Source organism: Microbacterium sp. NPDC056569, from assembly GCF_042793475.1.
Lineage (GTDB): Bacteria > Actinomycetota > Actinomycetes > Actinomycetales > Microbacteriaceae > Microbacterium.
Window position 1 is genome coordinate 1 of record NZ_JBHTUV010000033.1, and the last position, 2535, is coordinate 2535.

Sequence of the window (2535 nt, forward strand, 5' to 3'; positions counted from 1 at the left end):
ATTCCGTCGGAATCCGGGAGGACCATCTCCCAAGGCTAAATACTCCCTAGTGACCGATAGTGAACCAGTACCGTGAGGGAAAGGTGAAAAGCACCCCGGAAGGGGAGTGAAAGAGATCCTGAAACCGTGTGCCTACAAGTAGTCAGAGCCCGTTAACGGGTGATGGCGTGCCTTTTGTAGAATGAACCGGCGAGTTACGATCCCGTGCAAGGTTAAGCAGAAGATGCGGAGCCGCAGCGAAAGCGAGTCTGAATAGGGCGAATGAGTACGTGGTCGTAGACCCGAAACCAGGTGATCTACCCATGTCCAGGGTGAAGTTCAGGTAACACTTACTGGAGGCCCGAACCCACGCACGTTGAAAAGTGCGGGGATGAGGTGTGGGTAGGGGTGAAATGCCAATCGAACCTGGAGATAGCTGGTTCTCTCCGAAATAGCTTTAGGGCTAGCCTCAAGGTAAGAGTCTCGGAGGTAGAGCACTGATTGGACTAGGGGCCCCTACCGGGTTACCGAATTCAGTCAAACTCCGAATGCCAATGACTTATCCTTGGGAGTCAGACTGCGAGTGATAAGATCCGTAGTCGAAAGGGAAACAGCCCAGACCGCCAGCTAAGGTCCCAAAGTATACGTTAAGTGGAAAAGGATGTGGAGTTGCTTAGACAACCAGGATGTTGGCTTAGAAGCAGCCACCATTTAAAGAGTGCGTAATAGCTCACTGGTCGAGTGACTCTGCGCCGAAAATGTACCGGGGCTAAACGTATCACCGAAGCTGCGGACTGTTCTTCGAACAGTGGTAGGAGAGCGTTCTAAGGGCTGTGAAGCCAGACCGGAAGGACTGGTGGAGCGCTTAGAAGTGAGAATGCCGGTATGAGTAGCGAAAGAGGGGTGAGAATCCCCTCCACCGAATGCCTAAGGTTTCCTGAGGAAGGCTCGTCCGCTCAGGGTTAGTCGGGACCTAAGCCGAGGCCGAAAGGCGTAGGCGATGGACAACAGGTTGATATTCCTGTACCACCTCCTCACCATTTGAGCAATGGGGGGACGCAGGAGGATAGGGTAAGCGCGGTATTGGATATCCGCGTCCAAGCAGTTAGGCTGGGAAATAGGCAAATCCGTTTCCCATAAGGCTGAGCTGTGATGGCGAGCGAAATATAGTAGCGAAGTTCCTGATTCCACACTGCCAAGAAAAGCCTCTAGCGAGGTGAGAGGTGCCCGTACCGCAAACCGACACAGGTAGGCGAGGAGAGAATCCTAAGGTGATCGAGAGAACTCTCGTTAAGGAACTCGGCAAAATGACCCCGTAACTTCGGGAGAAGGGGTGCTCTGTTAGGGTGCAAGCCCGAGAGAGCCGCAGTGAATAGGCCCAGGCGACTGTTTAGCAAAAACACAGGTCTCTGCGAAGCCGTAAGGCGAAGTATAGGGGCTGACGCCTGCCCGGTGCTGGAAGGTTAAGAGGAGCGCTTAGCGTAAGCGAAGGTGCGAATTGAAGCCCCAGTAAACGGCGGCCGTAACTATAACGGTCCTAAGGTAGCGAAATTCCTTGTCGGGTAAGTTCCGACCCGCACGAAAGGCGCAACGATCTGGGCACTGTCTCAACGAGAGACTCGGTGAAATTATAGTACCTGTGAAGATGCAGGTTACCCGCGACAGGACGGAAAGACCCCGTGGAGCTTTACTGCAGCCTGATATTGAATGTTGGTACAGCTTGTACAGGATAGGTAGGAGCCTTGGAAACCGGAGCGCCAGCTTCGGTGGAGGCATCGGTGGGATACTACCCTGGCTGTATTGACCTTCTAACCCGCCGCCCTTATCGGGCGGGGAGACAGTGTCAGGTGGGCAGTTTGACTGGGGCGGTCGCCTCCTAAAAGGTAACGGAGGCGCCCAAAGGTTCCCTCAGAATGGTTGGAAATCATTCGCAGAGTGTAAAGGCACAAGGGAGCTTGACTGCGAGACCTACAAGTCGAGCAGGGACGAAAGTCGGGCTTAGTGATCCGGTGGTTCCGCATGGAAGGGCCATCGCTCAACGGATAAAAGCTACCCCGGGGATAACAGGCTTATCTCCCCCAAGAGTCCACATCGACGGGGAGGTTTGGCACCTCGATGTCGGCTCATCGCATCCTGGGGCTGTAGTCGGTCCCAAGGGTTGGGCTGTTCGCCCATTAAAGCGGTACGCGAGCTGGGTTCAGAACGTCGTGAGACAGTTCGGTCCCTATCCGTCGTGGGCGTAGGAAATTTGAGAGGAGCTGTCCTTAGTACGAGAGGACCGGGATGGACGCACCGCTGGTGTACCAGTTGTTCTGCCAAGGGCATCGCTGGGTAGCTATGTGCGGACGGGATAAGTGCTGAAAGCATCTAAGCATGAAGCCCCCCTCAAGATGAGATTTCCCATTCCGCAAGGAAGTAAGATCCCTGAAAGATGATCAGGTTGATAGGTCTGAGGTGGAAGTGTGGCGACACATGGAGCTGACAGATACTAATCGATCGAGGACTTAACCATATTTTGAATGATGTCTCACCTGTTATCTAGTTTTGAGAGAACAC

General features: G+C 53.8%; 1 rRNA gene. It reads left to right on the forward strand.

The window, feature by feature from the left end:
- A 23S ribosomal RNA gene (locus ACFQ7C_RS20255) occupies positions 1 to 2491 on the forward strand; the annotation flags it as partial.
- Positions 2492 to 2535: the final 44 nt, after the last annotated feature.